Raw genomic sequence first — 16711 nt, 5'->3', positions numbered from 1 at the left:
TCAATTATCCGCCATGGTGGCCAGGGCCGCCTTGTCGTAGACGCCGCGCATGGCGGTCGCCTGTCTCGCCAATGAAAATCTGCGGCTTCGGCGAGCCGCTGCTTCACCGAGCTCTCGCCGGCGCTGCGCGTCGCTGCAAAGGCTGTTGACGCATCTGGCGAGATCGCCCGGATCGCGCGCGTCGAAGAACATGGCCGCCCCGTCCCACAATTCGCGATAGGTCGAGATATCCGCGAGCACCAAAGGCGTCTTCGACATCGCGGCTTCCAGCGTGGCCAGGCCGAACGGTTCGTAGAGCGACGGCGATACGAAAATGCCTGCCCGGGCCATCAGCGAGCGCACTTCCTCATGTGGCACCGGTCCGACGGGAACGGCGTGACTGAAGCCAACATGCTGGCCGTCCGGGCCTTGCAAGGAGCCGGCGACGAAGACCGGCCATTGCGTCAGGGAGGCGGCCTGGTCCAGCACCGCCGCATTCTTTCCTTCGTCCCACCAGCGCGCGGCGGCGAAAACCACCGATTCCCGTCTTTCGCTCTTCGCGCCGGGCCGCGCCCCGTTGCCGACGACGCTCAGGCGCGCGATCGGCCCGTAGCAGGTTTCGAGCATGTCGGCATGGCTGCGGCTGGGTGCAACGATAATGCCTGCTTTGTCGAAACCGCGCCGGTTGCGGTCCTTCTGCCAGGCCCATTCGCCGTCCGCCGCCTGTCCCTTGACGGCGTGGAACCATGTCACCACGCAGGAATGCGACACCGTCACGACCGGGCAGGGCACATCGAGCCCCGCGGCCTGCGTCGGCGCGTTGAGATGGACGATTTCGACGGCGTAGTCACGTATGAGCGGGTGCAGCTCCTGCTGTAATGTGTCGAGGTCGTGCTCGTTGCGGGTCATCCAGTCGGGCGGCGTGTTGAGCCATGTCAGCGCCGCGAATGACCGGGCCTCCTCCGCCTGCTGCCTGGACGGTTCCGGACCAAGCCCGGCAAGCACGACGCTGTCGCCGCCGGCGACCAGTTGCCTGGCCAGATCGAGCGCATAGCGCCAGACGCCACCGACGGCATCGACGGTCATCAGTATGCGACGCGGCGGGCTCAGTGTCCGCAACATGTGGCCTCCAATTCAGCCAGCGGACGCGGCCGCTTCTCCTGGATGTCGCTGAACGTTCGGAAGGATGCGAGGTAATGTTCATGCGCGCGCTCCCAGGCGAGATCGTCCGGCTCGCCCCAAAGTTCGCGATAGCTCGGCGAACTCGGATAAGGGTAGAGCGGCACCGGTTCGTTGGCCCAAACGCCGTTGTCGATCAGGTGCTTTCGCCAATAATCGACGAGCGCGGGATCGTCCTCGACCACGCCGATCAGATTGGCTTGGACGAACGGCACGTGGCGCCTTGCGTCGACCAGCAGCGCGGCCAGCTCCTCGGTGCCCAAACGGCAGCGTTTTGCCAGCATGGCGCGGCCTTCCACAGTCAGGCTTTCCAGGCCCGCCTCGATCGAGACGCAGCCGGCGGCACCGAGCAGCTTCAGCAATTCCGGCTTCCAGAGGTCAATACGGGTCTGCACGCCGAACTTCACATCGCGATCGACCAGCGCCTCCAGCAATGCCTTTTGCGGCAGGAAGATCTCGTCGATGAAGTAGATGTAGCCGACACCCTGTGCGATCAGCCGGTCGATCTCGGCGATCACTGCTTCGTGGTTCCGGCGGCGATAGGCATCGCGGAAATCGATCTTGGCGCAGAAGCTGCAATTATACGGGCAGCCGCGCGACGCCTCGACCTCCGCGCCAAAGCCGACCTGGTTGTCGTCGAAGCGATGATGGTGGTGCGAATGCGCGGCAATCCAGTCCGACGGCCATTCGAGCGGCGGGTGATCGATGAACGAGCTCGCATGCACGCCGCCGTTCGAGACCAGTTCTCCATCCTCGAAATGGGCCGTGGACGGCACCGCGCTCCAGTCGTCGCGCCGGGCAAGTTCCGCGACCACTTCCTCGCATTCGCCGCGCACGACGATGTCGACGCCTAGCTTGCGCAAAGTCGGCGTCGGCGTCGCCGAGCCATGCGGCCCGACGGCGACGGTGCGACCGCCGCGCCCGGCAAGATGATTGAGGAAATCGGCCGGCACCCGCAACTCGGGCGGTGCGCAGCGCCAGAACAGGTAGGTCGGCGCGGTGCTGACGACGGTCATGTCAGGCTCGAATGCGGCGACGCGATCGGCGAGCGCGGCGTTGTCGAGCTTCTGGATCTGCCCGTCCAGCATCAGCACCTCGTGGCCGGCGGCGTCGAGCAGCGCTTTCGAATAGCCGAGTTCGAGCGGCAGATGCGGCTGGCGGCAGCCGAAATAGATGCTGTCCTGGTACGTCCAGGACGGATTGACCAGAGCGACCCTCATGCCACGTACCTCGCCGGTTCGGGATGCGGGTCGAGGCGATGACGCTGCAGCCAGTCGGCGAGGTCGCGGATGCCGTTTTGCCACGGGACGTGCGCTTTCCATCCCAGCGCCGCCTCGATCGAGCGTGTGTCGGCGACGAAGAACGGTTGGTCGCCGGTGCGTTCGCGGTCGTAACGGATCGGAACGTCCCGTTTCGTTATGTCGCGAATCTCGTTCAGCAGCGTGCGCAGGCTGACGGCGTTTTGTGGTCCGCCGCCGAGATTGAATGCTTGGCCGCTGATTTCCTCGATCCGGTCGAGCACGGCGCGATAGGCCGCGACCGCGTCGGCAACGTGGAGGATGTCGCGCACCTGCTTGCCGTCGCCATAGATGGTGATCGGCCGGTCCGAGAAGGCGCTAAGCAGGAAGTGGGCGACCCAGCCCTGATCCTCCGTCCCGAACTGGCGCGGTCCATAGATGCAGCTCATGCGCAGCACCGCCGTCGGCAGGTCGTATGACTTGGCGTAGTCGAGGACATACTGGTCCGCCGCGCCCTTGGAGCAGCCATAGGGCGTGCAGAAATCGAGGCCGCGCGTCTCGTCGATGCCGTGCGCATGGATGGCCGCGTCGCGAGGCGCGTATCTGCCGTCCTCTTCGCGCATGGCGAGATCGGCAAGGCGGCCATAGACCTTGTTGGTGCTGGCGAAAACGACGGGGGTGCGCTTGCCGCTGCGGCGAGCGGCTTCCAGGACGTTGAACGTCCCGCGCAGGTTGACGTCGAAATCCTCGTCTGGCCGAACCAGGCTCGTGGTGACGGCGGTCTGCGCGGCAAAGTGGAAAACCGCTTTCGAACGCGCCACCAGCGGCGCGAGCGCCTCTGCGTCGCGGATATCGGCGATTTCGATGGTCAGGCCGCTGCCGTGCTTTTGCGTCAGCCATTCCAGGTTCTGCTCGACGCCGGGACGGCTCAGGTTGTCGATGACCAGCACCGGTTCGCCGTCCGACAACAGGCTGTCGGCGAGGTTCGAGCCGATGAAGCCGCTGCCGCCGATAATGGCGATGGGCATTTCGCGAAAATCGGGTGACTCCGGTCTCATGATACCAGCCCTCGCGCTTCGAGTTCCCGCTTCATCTCGGCGCTGCGATCGATGGCGACCGTGTTGCGCACCCAGGCGACGAAATCGCCGAGCGAATGCTCCAGCCGGTACTGCGGCTGGAAGCCGAGCAGTTCGCGCGCCTTGGAGATGTCGGCAAAGCAATTGCGGATATCGCCGGAGCGTGCCTTGCCGAGGATTTCCGGCTGGCGGCCAGGCACGCCCATCGCTTCGGCGAGCAGCCGGGCGACGTCGCTGACCGCGTAGGCCCGGCCGCTGCCGATGTTGATGACGTGCCCGCGCGCCTGCGGCTGTTCCAGCGCCAGCCGGAAGGCGCGCGCGACGTCGCGTACATGCACGAAATCGCGCTGCTGTTCGCCGTCTTCGAAGATCAGCGGCCGCTGGCCATTGGCGATGCGCGAGGCGAAGTTCGCCAGGACGCCGGTATACGGGTTCGAGAGTGCCTGTCCGGCGCCGAAGACATTGAACAGGCGCAGCGCCACCGCATCGACGCCATAGGCTTCGCCGAAGATCAGCACGGCTCGTTCCTGGGCATATTTCGTCAGCGCGTAGATCGAGGCGAGGTCGACCGGTTTCTGCTCGTCGGTCGGCAGCGGCAACAGGACTTCACCTTCCGGCGACAGGGGATTCCATTGGCCGCTGCGGATGTCGTCCGGCTGCCGTCTTGCATTGTCGATGCGCCGGCCGTCCGGCGTGGCATAGAGACCCTCGCCATAGACGCTCATCGACGACGCAACGACCATCCGTTCGATCGGCCGTTTGATCAGGGCCTCCAGCAACGTGGCGGTGCCGAGGTCGTTGGCGCCGACATAGCGGGCGATCTCGTACATGGACTGGCCGACGCCCACTTCAGCCGCCAGGTGAATGATCGCGTCGACATCGTCGACCGCCTCTGCGATGGCGTCGCGATCGCGAACGTCGCCTTTGATCAGCTTGGCGCCTGGCGGCAGGCTGATTGCCTCGCCACCATGCACCTGGTCCAGCAGCGCATCGAGAATTGAAACCCCATAGCCATGTTCAACGAGTTCCTGGGCGACGTGGCGGCCGATAAAACCGCAGCCTCCCGTGACCAGTATACGTTTCACGACAACTCCTCATACGAATGGCTTTGCCGCCCCAAACTTCCGGGCGAAAGGTTTGTTCCCTTGCTTCAACAAAGTTCCCGGAACGCTGCGCTCTGAAAGCGACCCCGCCTTGGGCTGGGCACGGGAACATCGAAGCGCGCTTGGTGTTAGGAGCCATAATCAACCAACCGCGCGCACATGCCGGGCAGCAATGCATCTGCTGGTTGTGTGAGGGCAGACCGGAGCAACGCGTGAGATCTCGCGGCCTGCGGTGGAATCGAAGGGAGATTGCGATGTCTGAATCCAAGACGACCACCGATCACGACGAAATCCGCCGTTGGGCCGAGGACCGCGACGGGCGACCGGCGGTGGTGCGCACCAAGGGCGAGGGAGGCATACTGCGCATCGACTTCGGCGAGCCTGAAGAGACGTTCGAGCCTGTCGAATGGGACGAGTTCTTCAGGATCTTCGATGAGAACGAACTGGCCTTCCTCTACCAGGATGAGACCAGCGGCGGAAAGACCAGCCGCTTCAACAAATTCGTCGAACGCAGCCGGAAGTAGGATCGCGGCAAACAGCGGCCACGGTCAGTGCAGCAGGTTTGGCCCGCGTGCCCTGACGATGTTTCGCATGATGCCGTTGAGCCAGTCCTCCGTGGAGGAGCCGGATCGTCTCTTGTCGATTTCGCCGATGGCCTGTTCGAGCGTTCGCTCGACCAGCCGGTCGGAGGCCTCCACATCTCCCAGCAGCAGGCGCGCCGCGAGCCTGAGCTTGGGCAGCAGCGAAAATACGTCGTCCGAGGGCTCCGACGATCGGCCTCCTTTCGATGCCGACGTCTCGGCTGGGAAGAGAGCATCGAAGACAGCCTGGCCGTTCGAGGATTTTCGGAGGCTGCTGGCATAGCGAAGGCGCTCAGGAATAACGATGTCTTCGTCGCCGCTGAAAAACACGAACGGCACGCCACGGCGCATCAACTCGTCGGCGATCGGGAATACCCGTCGTCCGTTGAGATTGACGTCCAGGATCGCGGCCTCCGCCTCGTCCGTATGTTTTGATGCCTGTTCGACCGTCGCCACCGGGCCAAGCACCACGGCGCCCATCTTGCTGAAGTAACGTGCAAGATCGCCCGCCAGCATCCATTCGTCCTCGACGATCAGGATATGCAAGCCTTGCAGGTCGCGCACCTCATTGTTCCTTCTTCCTGCGGGATTTACGGCTGTCGGCGCGGACTTCCGCAAAATGGCGGGCCAGGACCTCTTGCAACCGTTCCGCGAGCGCGAGCAGGCGAGGCGGGATGTTTCCAGATACCGGGAACTTGGTCAGATCCGGCGAGGGCAACAGGATTCGCTTGGCCGGCTTTATTTCAGGTGGTCGTCTTGCCATTGGAACCGCCTCCGAAGTCAAATGTTAATGCCCAGCCGCGGTGCTTTGTTCCGTTACTGGACTATTTACTGGCCTCAGGCTCGGCCCGGTCTTAGTCTGAGGCGTGATTAGGGTCTGAGGCCCGATTTGACGGCTTTGTGTTCGCGGCTGTTACCAGGGGCTTGGCGTGGCATCCCAGAATGGAAGGTTTCCCATAGTCGGCGTCGGTGCATCGGCCGGCGGCATTCCGGCGATGGAGGGCCTGTTCAAGGGAATGACCGGCGGCACCGGCATGGCGTTCGTCGTCGTCACGCACCTCAGCCCGGAGCGGGAAAGCCTGCTGCACGAGGTCATCCGACGTTATACCGAAATGCCGGTCTTGGTGGCCGAGGAGGGGGCAGCGGTCCAACCCGACCAGGTCTATGTGATGCCGCAAAACGTCGTTCTCACCATCCGTAAGGGCGCGCTTTCGCTGCGCCGGCCGAACACGTTCAGCCGCGAGCGCAAGCCGATCGATATCTTCTTCAGCGCATTGGCCGAGGACCAGGGCGAGTATGCCGTCGGCATTATCTTGTCGGGTGGCGATTCGGACGGCACGCTCGGCGCCAGGGCAATCAAGGAGCATGGCGGGCTGACCATTGCCCAGGCCTCCAACGGTTCCGGCCCGCGCAATCCAGCCATGCCGCAGAGCGCGATTTCGAGCGGCCTGATCGACATAGCGGCGCCCGCCGAGCAGATCGGTGCAAAGCTTCAGGCGTTTGTCCGCGGTTTCGACGTGCTGAACGGCCTGACCGAAGCAGACGACGAACACAAGGCCGAGATGGATCGAGCCCGCGATGAAATCTACGCCATTTTGCGCAGCCATTCCGGTCACGACTTTTCCGGCTACAAGGCCAAGACGTTCCTGCGTCGCGTAAAGCGGCGCATGCAGATAACGCAGCTGCAGTCGATCACCACCTACACAGAACGGCTGAAAAGGGATCCGGACGAGGTGGCGAAGCTGTTTCGCGACCTCCTCATCAACGTCACCAGCTTTTTTCGCGACGCCGAAGCGTTCAAATTGCTGGAGGACAAGATCATACCGCAGATTTTCGAAGGCAAGAACGCCTCCGATGCGGTGCGTGTGTGGGTGCCCGGCTGCGCCACCGGCGAGGAGGTGTTCTCGATCGGCATGCTGATGCGCGAGCGCATGGAGAAACTTTCGGCGCCGCCGCGCGTCCAGATATTCGCGACCGACATCGATGAGCCGGCGCTCGCGGTGGCGCGTGCGGCACGTTATCCAGAAGCGCTGCTGCACGGGCTTTCGCCCGAGCGCAGGCAACGCTTTTTCCACAGTGACGGCGAGAGCTATGTGCTCGGCAAGGAGGTGCGCGAACTGTGCATCTTTTCGCCGCACAGCATTATCCGCGATCCTCCCTTCTCGCGCATCGACATGATTTCGTGTCGCAACCTGCTGATCTATTTCGGCCCGCAGATCCAGAACCGGGTCATCCCGATCTTCCACTACGCGCTGCGCCCGGGCGGCTATCTGTTCCTCGGGACCTCGGAAACCATCGGTCAGCACGGTGACCTGTTCGCCACGGTCGACAAGAAGCAGCGGATATTCCAGGCGCGGGAACATGCCACGCCGCGGCCGCCGGTCCTGATCGGCAATGGCCGCACGGGTGCCCTTCCGGTCGGACGCGGCGGCTCGAAGAAGGATGCGGCCAGCCATTCACTGCGCCAGGCGATCGAGGCTCAGGTGCTGGAGCGGTTCGCCCCGCCTCACGTTCTGGTCAATGGCGATGGCGACATCGTCTACTATTCGGCGCGGACGGGCAAATATCTGGAAGCGCCGCAAGGCGCCCCGAGCCGGCAGTTGCTGACCCAGGCCCGCCACGGGCTGAGACTGGAACTGCGCGCCGCATTGCGGGAAGCAGCCACGACGCGCCGCACGGTCGTGCGGGAGAACATAGCGGTCGAGGAAGACGACGGACAGCTTCAGGTCATTACATTGACGGTCGAGCCATACACGGAACGGGGTAATGGCGAGCCCCTCTACCTCGTCCTGTTCAATCCGGTGGGACAGTCCCAGATCCGCTCCGAGCCGGCACACGAAAGCCGCGGCACCGACGACGCGGCCGATCTCGAGCGGGAGTTGCGCGACACACGCGAGCGGCTGCAATCGACCATCGAGGAATACGAAACCGCGCTGGAGGAAGTAAAATCTTCGAACGAGGAACTCGTCTCCGTCAATGAAGAGGCGCAGTCGACCAATGAGGAGCTTGAGGCCTCGAAGGAGGAGATGCAGTCGCTCAATGAAGAGCTAAACACCATCAACGCGGAGCTGACCGGCAAGATAGAGGAACTCGATCGCGCCAACAGCGATCTCAGAAACTTGTTCGAAAGCACGGAAATCGCCACCATCTTCCTCGATCGCAACCTTGTGGTGCGGACCTTTACTCCCGCCGCGTCGTCGTTCTTCAACTTGCGTCCGTCCGATGTCGGCCGCCCGCTGACCGATCTTTCGAGCCGACTCGACTACCCCGAGTTGAAGCGGCACATCCAGGCGGTGTTCGAGACGGGAGAGACCCTGAACCATCACCTTGCGCGCGATGACAACGGCCGGTTTCACCTGGTTCGCATCAACCCTTATCGGGACAAGAGCGGCGGCGTCCAAGGCGTGGTCGTGACCATGATCGACGTGACGACGCTGGCACAGGCGGAAGAGCGCCAGCAGGTGCTCATCTCGGAGCTGAACCATCGCGTCAAGAACATGCTGGCGGTCGTCGCCAGCATCACCAACCGGACCCGTGAAAACTCGGCGTCGAAAGACGAGTTCGCCGACGCCTTGATCGGCCGCCTGCAGGCGATGTCACGAGCATACAGTCTGCTCTCGCGAGAAAGCTGGACCGAAGCTTCCGTCGAGGAACTGCTGCGCCAGGAACTCGATCCCTTCGGGGCCGAACGGTTCGAACTCCATGGCAAACGGGTGAGCCTCAAGCCGGTACAAGGGCTTTCCTTCGGCATGGCAATCCATGAACTTGCGACGAATGCCGCGAAATATGGCGCACTTTCGAAACCTGCCGGGCGGATAGTCGTGAAATGGTCGGTGGCGGACGGAACCTTCAGGCTCACTTGGCGCGAGAAGGGCGGCCCCCGCATCAAGGAGCCAACCGACAGCGGCTTCGGCCTTACCCTTCTGCGCGGAGAAATCGGCTACCGGCTGGGCGGAAAGGTTGAAACAACTTTCCACTCAAATGGTTTGGAGGCGGAAATCGCATTCCCTCTGACCCGTGAGGGCTCGTCGTGACCGGAAAGATGCGTGTGCTGATCGTCGAGGACGAATGGCTGATCGCCGACGACGCGGCGGCTTACCTGCGCAAAGCCGGCCATCAGGTGGTTGGACCTGTTTCGTCGGTAACGGCGGCACTCCGGCTCGTTGGCGAAGGCGGGATCGACGCCGCGTTGCTGGATATCCAGTTGAACGACGAGACCAGCTATCCGATCGCGGAAGCGTTACGGACGCGCGGTGTTCCGTTCGCCTTCCTCTCAGGCTTTGGCGAACGCGAAATTCCAGCCGGGTTCCGCGCTTGCAGGATGGTGCAGAAGCCGGCGAGCCAGAGTGCGATCCTGAATGCCGTGGATGAACTCGCGCGAGCCGGCTGAGGTCGCGATTGAAAGTCGCGCCAGGTCACATCGGCGTGGTGCGTGCCTGCCGCGAACGACGAACGCCTATGGCAATATCCGCACCGGTACCGATTTGACCGCCGGAACATGAGCCCTCTCGGCTCTGTGCCACAAAGGAACCAGCGGGTTGAGCTCGGGGTAGTAACCGGCACAATTTCCCTCCGGCACCGAGTAAGGCGTGATGCGCAGTCCGTGCACGCGGCGCTCCACACCGTCCCGCGCGTTGGCTTCGAGATCGACCTCCTGTCCCGCGCTCAAACCGAGGCGCTGGATATCCTTTTCATTCATCAACAGCACCATGCGTGTGCCGCTGATGCCGCGCAGCCGGTCGTTGTAGCCGTAGACGGTCGTGTTGAACTGGTCGTTGGAGCGCACCGTGATCAGTGTCAGCACATCATCGCCGGCGACATCGATGTCAGGATCGGTTTCAAGGCCACTTGGCAGCTTGAAATTGGCCTTCTTGTTCGGCGTCTCCCACACCCGCTTGCTCGCCTTGATGTCGCGATGGAAGCCGCCGGGCGTCAGGAAACGCTCGTTGAAGTCGCGGAAATGTTGGGGGTAGCAGCGCTCGATTTCGTCGCGGATGCGGGAATAATCGCCAACCCACTCATCCCATGGGATCGAACTCCTGCCCGGCACCGTGGCCTTGGCGAGTTCGGCGACGATCCTGGGCTCTGAAAGCAGATGCGGCGAAGCCGGAGGTCGCGATCCGAACGAGCCGTGGATACAGGCGGTGGAATCCTCTACCGACACCCTTTGTCGCCGCTTGCCTGATGGTCTCTTTCCAGCCGTGACAGGCAAGGCAGCAAATAGGTTGTCCGGCCGGCGATCAGGTGACTGCGGTTGAGCTTGGTCGCGATCTCGACATGCAGGTCGAGCCCACGCCAGGCTTTCTCGACCAGGCCGGTTTCCGGCACGGCCCGCACGAAATTGCCGCCGAGCCCGACAAAGCCCTTGACCGATCCGTCGATGACGCCTTCGCAGGTCTCGACCGTATCGAGACCTTTCTCGCGCGGCGGTTCAAAGGCGTAGAACTTGGCGAACTTGTCGAGCGGGACGAGCTGGGGCTTTTCCGATATGCCGACGGTGCGCTGTCCCTGGACATTGGAATGGCCGCGCAGCGGCGAAATGCCGGCGCCGGGTTTTCCGATATTGCCGCGCAGCATCAAAAGGTTGCACAGCATCTGGACGTTCTCGGTGCCGTGCCGATGCTGGGTCAGGCCCATGCCGTAATTGCCGATCACCGCGTTGGCATGGCTGTAGACCTCGGCGACATGCTCCAGGTCGGTCTGCGCAATGCCGGATCGCGCGACGATATCGCTCCACTGGGTTTTGCGCAGGAAGGCTTCGAATTCGGCGAAGCCATGCGTGTGTTCGGCGATGAAAGCCGTGTCGAGGACACGCGTCCTGCCGCTTTGGCGGGCGTCGTCGTCGAGCGCCAGCAACGCCTTGGCGATACCCGTCATCGCGGCGATATCGCCGCCCGAACGAACCTGGAAGTAGTCGCTGGACATTTTGGTACCCGGTCCGGGCGACAGCATGTCGAGGGGGTTTTGCGGATTCTTGAAGCGCTTCAGTCCCCGCTCGGGCAAGGGATTGAAAGTGAAGACGGGCACGTTGCGTTGACGTGCCTCCTGCAGCGGATGCAGCAGGCGCGGCGCCGTCACCCCGGTGTTGTGCCCGAAGAAGAACATCATGTCGCATTTCGCAAAGTCTTCGAGCTGCACGGTCCCCACCGGCGAGCCGATCGATTCCGGCAAGCCGACCGAGGTCGATTCATGACACATGTTGGACGAATCGGGCAGGTTCGAAGAGCCATAGATCCGCGCAAAAAGCTGGTACATGAACGAGGCCTCGAGCGAGGCCCGGCCGGACGTGTAGAACACCACCGATTTTGGATCGAGCCGCCGCAGTTCGGCAGCTATGTCGCGGAATGCATCGTCCCAGGAAACCGGCTCGTAACGGTCGGTGGCGGCATTGTAGCGCATGGGCTCGGTAAGCCTGCCCTGCTTCTCAAGATCGTGGTCCGGCCAATCGAGTAGTTCCGTCACCGAATGCTCGGCGAAGAAAGCGGGTTCGCAGCGCAGCTTGGTCTGGTCCCACATCGTCGCCTTGGCGCCGTTTTCACAGAATTCGAAAGGCCTCGGCTGGGCTGGCTTTGCCCATGAGCAAGACACGCACATATAGCCGTCGGCCTTGTTCTGCTTGAGCAGCGTGCTCCATATCCCGGACAACAGCAGGCCTTCGCCGCGCGCCTTGCGGACCAGGGATTTGAGCGATCCCCAGCCGCCTGTCGGGTGGTCGTATTTCTTGGTTTCGATGCGATCGGTTACGGCGGGTTTCATGCGAGCCACTCCCTGTAAGAAGAGCATGCATAAGAACCCGCCGTAAGGCTGAATGTTCCGGGCCGGGTCCGTTCCGTCTCGCCGGAACCATTTCCGCCATCGTTTGTTCGGCCCGAAGAAAGGAGCCGCGCGAAATGGAGCGACGTAACGCGTTAATTGCGATGGTGATTTCGGCCATCATCATCGTCGGCTTTCTCATCGGCTTTTTGTACGGCGATATGGGCTGGCGAACTTCGCCGCTCAAAAGAGCCCCTGAGCAGAACCAGGGTGGCAATGCTCCGGCCGACACCTCGCCTGCCGCCGGCATCAAGAAGAACCCCAAGGAAAATACCGAAATGCCAGGCCAGCAATGAGTGAGGTCAGCAATGAAGGCAGGCAATGCCACGAACTGAAACGGGGTCCTGTTTTTGCGGCGCCATAACGGCGGAGATGCGCGGCGAGCCGTTCTGGGTTTGCTCCGATCACGATGACGACTGCCGCAAGGCGATAGGAAGCCCGCTAACGGTGTGGGTCGGCTATCGGCCTTCCGAATTCACATTGCTCACCGGCACGCCCAAGACCTTTTCGAAAACCCCCGGCGTGCTCCGGTCCTTCTGTGCGGATTGCGGAACATCGATCGGCTATGTCGACCAGGGTCTGCCCGGCGAACTCTATCTGTCGATCGGCTTTCTCGACCACCCCGAACGGTTTCCGCCGCAGGCCCACGCATATTGGGACATGAGGCTTCCCTGGGTCGACTTTCCAGACGAGCTGCCGCGGGTGGGAAGGTATTCGAGGCGGCGCGATCCCGCTTTCGGAAATCCGGCGGACCGCTAGCCTGCTGCCCGCCTGCAGGTGGAAAACGTACCGTTCGCAGTTTCGTACGAATACGACAATTGGCGCGCGGCCGAAAACGCGCAATTATAGGCCAATGGGCCGCCGTTTGGATGACAAGCTCGATTGCAAGGCGTGCGGGACGATCCTGATGGAAATTCCCGACAACCCGAAGGATTCGACGCCGATCTATTGCAGCAATTGCGGCGCCTATCTTGGCGAATGGGGCGATCTGCAGGAGGATTTCTTCAGGCAGGCGTTCGGTGCCCAGGCCTTCGATCTGAACAACGGAAACATCATCAAGAAATAATCCTGGATCCCGCCGGCCAAGCCACGGCCTGCGGGCCCGGCTATTCGCGGCAATTGCCGTTCGGACCGGGCCATCGGGAACCTTTCTCCCGAGCCGCTTGTTTGGGTGACGGAAGGAGAAACGCCATGAGCACAAAACCTCCCCCTGTGCCGCCGAAGAATCTGAGCCCAAAGGGCACCGGTGACAAAAAACCGGTAGCAGCCGACCAGGCACCGCAATCAGCTGTTCCGGATCCCGACAAGCAGGGCCAGCAAGGCAATACGAAGGTCAACACCACCCATCAAGGCAACGTCCAGGATCGCTAGGTCATGTCCACGTCGAAGAAGACTCCTGCCAGCATCCGCCAGGGCGGTCCCGGCGCCGCGCACGAAAACGCCAAGAAGCCGCTGAGCGTCGAAAAGCCGCCGGCCGACTCCGACCGTCGCAGCCACAGCAAGGTCTCCGGCGGCGGCGGCGAACACGACAGCCACCATACCCACGACCCCGAAAAGAAAGGCGACACCCGGCCCGCGCATCAGGACAAGTGAAGTCGGGCGGCGACGCGACGATCGGTGAGGTTCGAGCGAAGTGTCAGCGGGGACGGCGCGCCGAGGCAATCGGCACGACGTTGTCGACCACCGGCAAATCGAACAGCATCGGAAGCCCCCGCGTCGCGGCCATCTCCACGATCAGTTCTTCGATGGAGTGATCGGTCAGACGCGTCTCGACGCCCAGCCGGATCATCGCCGCCAGCTTGTGCACCGGCACCGGCACGGACTTCGCCCGGTCGTCGAGCAGCTTGCTGATTTCGATCACGACGTCGGCGTCGATATTCCTGGGCAAGTCTCGCATAAGCGCCTCCCCGCCAAACGAAACGAAAAGCCCGCCGCACCTTTCGATACGGCGGGCGATCCAGTAATGCGTACCGGCGAGGGGATCGGGGTGGGCGTGCCGGCGCGCGCAGATCGCAAGTAATTTTAGTTAAATCCGTCAACTTCGATGTGTCACGGAAAAACGTCTGTACGTTTTTTACCGAACCGCGCGGATCGTTAGCTGTCCCCGCCGTCGCGCGGCGCGGCAGCACGGATGGCGCGATCCATTGCCCTCCGGACAGCGAACTCAAACAGTATACATTATAAACTTAAAACATCTTGCCAGGTGATCCAGCCTATGCTCCACTTGAGCCGGGAACATGGCTGATAGGTCAATTTCTGCCGACACGTGGCTGCATTTCAAACGGCACGACTGCGAGAACACAGCCTCAAACGATATACGAAATCTTCGCATGGGAAGGCGTGGATGACGGAAACGATCGAGCTCAAACGGGTTGGCGATGGCAATCTGCGTGCCCAGGTCTATCAACAAATCCGGCTGACCATACAGCATGGCGAATTGGCGCCTGGCCAGAAGCTCGTCGACGTCGATATTGCCGCCCAGCTCGGTATTTCCAGAATGCCTGTCCGCGACGCCTTGATGCAGTTGGTGCATGAGGGCTATCTCGTCGGCACCACACGCGGCTTCACCCTGCCCACGCTTACCGCGACGGATGTCGCCGACATCTTCGAGGTCCGCCGCCTGCTTGAGCCGCGGGCCGCCGCGCACGCGGCACGGACACTTGACGCCGCTGGCCTCAAGACGCTGGCAGCCGCGCTTCGGGAGGCCGAGGCTGCGGCCGCCGCCGGCGATGCCGACCGCTTTTTCCAGGCCAATTCGGCATTCAGGAATTGTTGGCTCGGCGCCGTCGAGAACGAGCGCCTTTCCCAAACGATTGCAAGGTTCGCCGACCATGTGCTCGTCGTCCGCTTAAGGACGCTGTCGCACCAGCCGACGCAGGCCGTTATCGTTGCCGGCATGCGCGCAATCTACGAGGCCTTCGTCAAGCGCGACGCCGTCGCCGCTTACGACCGCATGACCCACTTCATTCAGAACGCCGAGGAGCGTTTCATGAAGCTTAGCCCACCGTTTCAAAACTCCAACGGTGAAGGTGAGGGCATGTCGCGGCAGGGGAAAGCATGATCAGGAAGCAGCACCCTCTGAAAGGGCCGAACAGGTTCAAGCTCGGCGTCTTTTCAATGAACGCCGATGGCGGCCTGGCAATGACCACCGTCCCCGAGCGCTGGCGTGCCCGCTGGGAGGACAACCTCAATTCCGCCTGCATCGCCGATCGCGCCGGCCTCGAGTTTCTGCTGCCGATCGCCCGCTGGCGCGGCTTCGGCGGTTTGACGCATGTGCGGGAATGGTCGTTCGAGACTTTCACCTGGGCGGCGGGCCTTGCTGTCGCCACGGAAAACATCGGCCTGTTCATGACGGTGCATGTGCCGCTGGTTCATCCGCTGCAGGCTGCAAAAGCGCTGGCGACGGTCGACCACATCTCCAATGGGCGGGCCGGCTTGAACATTGTCTGCGGCTGGAACCCCGACGAGTTCGCCATGTTCGGGCAGACGGTCGGCGATCGAACCTACGATCAAGCCGAGGAATGGATCAACATCATCGTGCGTGCCTATCAATCGAGGGAGCCGTTCGACTTCGGCGGCGAGTTCTATGATCTGAAGGGGGTCGTCAGCCGCCCGCCAACTCTGCAGGCGCCACGACCGGTGACCATGAACGCCGCCTTCGGCGCGCCGGGGCGCAACTATGCAGCGCGCCACTGTGACTATTTGTTTTCGACTTTTTCCGAAATCGCCGACGGCCGTGCGCATGTGGTCGACATCACCAACCGCGCGGCCGAAGTCGGGCGCGAAGTCGGCGTCTATACGGTCTGTCACGTCGTCTGCCGGGAGACCCAGCAGGAAGCCGAGGACTACTACCGGCATTACGCGCTGGAATGCGCGGACGAGGGTGCGGTCGACGAGCACATGCGCAAGAAGAAGGAATTCGCGAACTCGCACGATGCGAAGGCTTTCACCGAATATCGGCAAAGGTTCGCCGGCGGTGCCGGAACGTTCCCGCTCATCGGCACGCCGGAAAAGATCGTCGACGATCTCACCGAGATCATGGACCAGGGTTATTCCGGCGCCGCCCTCACATTCGTCAACTACACCTACGAATTGCCCTTCTTCTGCGACCGCGTGCTGCCGCTGATGCGTCAGGCCGGGCTTCGAGTCAATTGATGCCGGCGGCCGCCATTCCGACCCCGTGGGTGGATGGGCACGACGCCATCAATCCGCGCGCCTTCAAGCAGGCGATGCGGGCCGTGGCGGGCTCGGTCGCCATCCTCGCATCGGAACATGACGAGATCGGTTTTTGCGGCATCACGGCGACGGCTCTCTGCTCGTTCAGCGCCGAGCCGCCGTCGCTGCTGGCTTGTGTCAACCGCGGCAGCACCTTTGCCTCGGTCATTCGCGAAGGTTTGCCGTTTTCGGTCAATCTTCCCGCCGGCGACCAGGAGAACGTTGTACGTGCCTTTGGCGGTATGACCAAAGCCAAGGGCGCTGCGCGGTTCTCGTCCGGATCATGGGTGCGTGGCGAAACCGGCGCGCCCTTGCTCGTCGGCGCACGGGCAATATTCGAATGCCGGGTGGCCGAAATCATCGTGCGGGCATCGCACATGATCGTCATCGGCATCGTGTCGGGCGTTGCGCTGGACCGCGCTCATCGATCGCCGGTCTTCTACGCGCATGGGCGGTTCCTGACAGTAGGAGATGATGCCAACTAACCGCCGTTCACGCGGCGGCGCGGCGATTGCAATTTTAGATCG

The 16711-nt window shown here is 62.5% G+C and carries 18 protein-coding genes and 1 pseudogene; 11 read left to right on the top strand and 8 right to left on the bottom strand.

Annotation, left to right across the window (positions count from 1 at the left end):
- Genes NKH99_RS12925 through NKH99_RS12910 form a run of 4 tightly spaced genes read right to left on the bottom strand, consistent with a single transcriptional unit; the run spans position 1 to position 4557 of the window.
- On the bottom strand, positions 1-1065 hold the full coding sequence (locus NKH99_RS12925) for a glycosyltransferase family 4 protein (protein WP_353014341.1): 1065 nt from the start codon (positions 1063-1065) through the stop codon (positions 1-3).
- Positions 1066-1085: 20 nt separating this feature from the next.
- Positions 1086-2378 (bottom strand): TIGR04295 family B12-binding domain-containing radical SAM protein, encoded by a 1293-nt coding sequence (locus tag NKH99_RS12920; RefSeq protein ID WP_353014339.1) that lies wholly within the window; start codon positions 2376-2378, stop codon positions 1086-1088.
- The gene (locus NKH99_RS12915; protein WP_353014337.1) at positions 2375-3454 is read right to left on the bottom strand and encodes an NAD-dependent epimerase/dehydratase family protein; all 1080 of its coding nucleotides are present in this window, start codon (positions 3452-3454) and stop codon (positions 2375-2377) included. Before NKH99_RS12915 ends, NKH99_RS12920 begins: the two co-directional genes overlap by 4 nt.
- Positions 3451-4557, bottom strand: a complete 1107-nt coding sequence (locus tag NKH99_RS12910) for an NAD-dependent epimerase/dehydratase family protein (protein ID WP_353014335.1) — start codon at positions 4555-4557, stop codon at positions 3451-3453. Before NKH99_RS12910 ends, NKH99_RS12915 begins: the two co-directional genes overlap by 4 nt.
- Before the next feature lie 272 nt (positions 4558-4829).
- On the opposite strand from NKH99_RS12910, the gene NKH99_RS12905 reads away from it, so the two are divergent.
- A complete protein-coding gene (locus tag NKH99_RS12905) occupies positions 4830-5099 on the top strand; it encodes a hypothetical protein (protein WP_352467978.1) in 270 nt (89 codons plus the stop codon).
- 24 nt (positions 5100-5123) lie between these two features.
- Here the strand turns inward: NKH99_RS12905 and NKH99_RS12900 are convergent, their stop codons facing one another.
- Both NKH99_RS12900 and NKH99_RS12895 read right to left on the bottom strand, forming a co-directional pair.
- Entirely contained in the window at positions 5124-5720 is a 597-nt protein-coding gene (locus NKH99_RS12900) for a response regulator (protein WP_352472887.1), read from the bottom strand.
- A gap of 1 nt (position 5721) precedes the next feature.
- A complete protein-coding gene (locus NKH99_RS12895) occupies positions 5722-5919 on the bottom strand; it encodes a hypothetical protein (RefSeq protein ID WP_353014333.1) in 198 nt (65 codons plus the stop codon).
- Between the two features lie 166 nt (positions 5920-6085).
- On the opposite strand from NKH99_RS12895, the gene NKH99_RS12890 reads away from it, so the two are divergent.
- Positions 6086-9190 (top strand): CheR family methyltransferase, encoded by a 3105-nt coding sequence (locus NKH99_RS12890; RefSeq protein WP_353014331.1) that lies wholly within the window; start codon positions 6086-6088, stop codon positions 9188-9190.
- Positions 9191-9198: 8 nt separating this feature from the next.
- Positions 9199-9546: a response regulator gene (locus tag NKH99_RS12885; protein ID WP_352502221.1), complete on the top strand. Its 348-nt coding sequence runs from the start codon at positions 9199-9201 to the stop codon at positions 9544-9546.
- 66 nt (positions 9547-9612) lie between these two features.
- On the opposite strand, the pseudogene NKH99_RS12880 reads toward NKH99_RS12885, so the two are convergent.
- A pseudogene (locus NKH99_RS12880) lies at positions 9613-11912 on the bottom strand (FdhF/YdeP family oxidoreductase).
- Between the two features lie 134 nt (positions 11913-12046).
- Between NKH99_RS12880 and NKH99_RS12875 the strand changes: the two are divergent.
- The 5 genes from NKH99_RS12875 to NKH99_RS12855 all read left to right on the top strand — a co-directional run bounded on the left by NKH99_RS12875 (position 12047) and on the right by NKH99_RS12855 (position 13562).
- Positions 12047-12265: a hypothetical protein gene (locus tag NKH99_RS12875; protein WP_352472892.1), complete on the top strand. Its 219-nt coding sequence runs from the start codon at positions 12047-12049 to the stop codon at positions 12263-12265.
- A gap of 25 nt (positions 12266-12290) precedes the next feature.
- Positions 12291-12728, top strand: a complete 438-nt coding sequence (locus tag NKH99_RS12870) for a GFA family protein (protein ID WP_352978683.1) — start codon at positions 12291-12293, stop codon at positions 12726-12728.
- A gap of 94 nt (positions 12729-12822) precedes the next feature.
- A complete protein-coding gene (locus NKH99_RS12865; RefSeq protein ID WP_036244132.1) occupies positions 12823-13035 on the top strand; it encodes a hypothetical protein in 213 nt (70 codons plus the stop codon).
- 125 nt (positions 13036-13160) lie between these two features.
- Entirely contained in the window at positions 13161-13340 is a 180-nt protein-coding gene (locus tag NKH99_RS12860) for a hypothetical protein (RefSeq protein ID WP_352472894.1), read from the top strand.
- Between the two features lie 3 nt (positions 13341-13343).
- Positions 13344-13562, top strand: a complete 219-nt coding sequence (locus NKH99_RS12855; RefSeq protein WP_352612137.1) for a hypothetical protein — start codon at positions 13344-13346, stop codon at positions 13560-13562.
- Between the two features lie 43 nt (positions 13563-13605).
- Here NKH99_RS12855 and NKH99_RS12850 read toward each other — a convergent pair whose 3' ends face one another.
- Positions 13606-13866: a hypothetical protein gene (locus tag NKH99_RS12850; RefSeq protein WP_352502195.1), complete on the bottom strand. Its 261-nt coding sequence runs from the start codon at positions 13864-13866 to the stop codon at positions 13606-13608.
- 447 nt (positions 13867-14313) lie between these two features.
- Here NKH99_RS12850 and NKH99_RS12845 point away from each other — a divergent pair, with 447 nt between their 5' ends.
- Genes NKH99_RS12845 through NKH99_RS12835 form a run of 3 tightly spaced genes read left to right on the top strand, consistent with a single transcriptional unit; the run spans position 14314 to position 16669 of the window.
- Positions 14314-15030, top strand: a complete 717-nt coding sequence (locus tag NKH99_RS12845; protein WP_352472897.1) for a GntR family transcriptional regulator — start codon at positions 14314-14316, stop codon at positions 15028-15030.
- On the top strand, positions 15030-16124 hold the full coding sequence (locus NKH99_RS12840; protein ID WP_353014383.1) for an LLM class flavin-dependent oxidoreductase: 1095 nt from the start codon (positions 15030-15032) through the stop codon (positions 16122-16124). Before NKH99_RS12845 ends, NKH99_RS12840 begins: the two co-directional genes overlap by 1 nt.
- Positions 16124-16669 carry a flavin reductase family protein gene (locus NKH99_RS12835; RefSeq protein WP_353014328.1) on the top strand — a complete coding sequence of 182 codons (546 nt, stop codon included), beginning with the start codon at positions 16124-16126 and terminating at the stop codon, positions 16667-16669. Before NKH99_RS12840 ends, NKH99_RS12835 begins: the two co-directional genes overlap by 1 nt.
- Positions 16670-16711 lie beyond the last annotated feature (42 nt).

This window comes from Mesorhizobium sp. M0854 (assembly GCF_040319815.1).
Classification (GTDB): domain Bacteria; phylum Pseudomonadota; class Alphaproteobacteria; order Rhizobiales; family Rhizobiaceae; genus Mesorhizobium.
This window is presented reverse-complemented; position numbering and strand designations above follow the sequence as displayed.